The 1,452-nt window shown below is 66.8% G+C and carries 2 protein-coding genes; both read right to left on the reverse strand.

Annotation, left to right across the window (positions count from 1 at the left end):
* Window positions 1–79 precede the first annotated feature (79 nt).
* Window positions 80–529: a hypothetical protein gene (locus tag AB0B45_RS51470; protein ID WP_358146385.1), complete on the reverse strand. Its 450-nt coding sequence runs from the start codon at window positions 527–529 to the stop codon at window positions 80–82.
* Window positions 520–1,350, reverse strand: coding sequence for an IS5 family transposase (locus tag AB0B45_RS51475; protein ID WP_358146387.1), 831 nt, complete (start codon window positions 1,348–1,350; stop codon window positions 520–522). Before AB0B45_RS51475 ends, AB0B45_RS51470 begins: the two co-directional genes overlap by 10 nt.
* Window positions 1,351–1,452: the final 102 nt, after the last annotated feature.

Here is a 1,452-nt window from a genome sequence, read left to right on the forward strand (position 1 = left end):
AGAGTGCGTTACGCGAGCTGATGTCCCTTTCGTCGTTGCGGTTGGATTAGGTCTACTGGTCGGCGATCCACCGTTCGGTCTACGGGCGCGGCTGGGCGAACAAGCCAGGCTCGGTTTCGACGAGGATGCCGCGGCTGACCAGGCGTTTGAGCTTGGCGCGGACGTTTTGGATGCCGTTGGCCGTCAGGGGCAGATCCATCGCCAGAGCCAGGTCGCGGGCGCGCAGAGATCCGCCGGTCTCGCCGAAGACGGTGAGGATCTGCTGGTAGGCGGGATGATCGAAGCCGGCGGGTGGCGCGTTCGGCTCGACTGGGGCGGGGTCTTCTTCGGCGAGGGAGATGAGGGTCTTGCGGCTGATCCGCAGGTGCTCGATCGCCTCGCTGAGTTCGCCCAGGCGCGTGGTCAGGGTGTCGATCTCGGCCTGGGTCTGCTCGATCTGGCCGGTCAAGGCCTGTTCGCGGGCATCCAGCCGGTCCACAAGCCAGGTCCCGGGGTCGGGCGGGCGGGTATCGGGCCTGGTCATGTCCACCGCCAGGACGGGGCGGCACGGGTCAGACGGCGGGACATCACGTCCGTCATCGCCCAATACACCCGTGATTCCGAACTGGAGGGACGGTGCTCGTAGTCGCGGACCAGACGCCGGTGGAACATCAAGATCCCGTACGTCTGCTCGACAACCCACCGTTTCGGCTGGGGGACGAACCCCTTGCCGGCGGGGTTGCGTTCGACGATGTCCACGTCGATCCCCAGGTCGGCCCCATGAGCCACGACCGCGTTCTTGAACCCCTGGTCGACCAGCGCCTTGGTCACGGCGCCCTCGGTGGTGGCGGCAACCCGGTCGAGCAGGGCGATCCCGGCGGTGTTCTCGTGAGTAGAGGCCGCGAGCACGACCACAGCGATGACCAGCCCAAGAACGTCCACGGCCAGGCCACGCTTGCGGCCCGGCACCCGTTTCGCGGCATCTCTTCCGGTGGTGGAGGCGGGGACCCCGGCCGCGACGTGGACGCTCTGGGTGTCCAGCACGACCAGGCTCGGGTCGGCTAATCGTTTCTTCTTCTCGCGCAGGTGCCAGCGCAGCAGGTCGTGGATCGTCTTGTCGGTGCCGTCGTCGCGCCACTTGGCGAAGTAGTAGTACGTCGCGCCCTTGGGCGGCAGATCGTGGGGGAGGTAGTCCCATTGGACGCCGGTTCGTCCCTGGTAGCGGATCGCGTTGACGATCTCACGCAGCTCGTAGTTGCCCTCGTGGCCGCTGACCGACGGGTGGGCGGCCTTCCATGCCGTGAGCACGGGCTCGATCAACGCCCACTGCGCGTCGGTTAAGTCGCTCGGGTAGGGCTTGCGCTCGGTCACCGCGCTATCCCAGCACACCCGGACCCGCCTATTGGCGGTAACGCTACAAATCCCCTCGATCACACTGCGGCATCACGGGCAGAGGCTCGCGTAACGCACTCT

The sequence above is a fragment of the Nonomuraea sp. NPDC049152 genome (assembly GCF_040648355.1).
Classification (GTDB): domain Bacteria; phylum Actinomycetota; class Actinomycetes; order Streptosporangiales; family Streptosporangiaceae; genus Nonomuraea.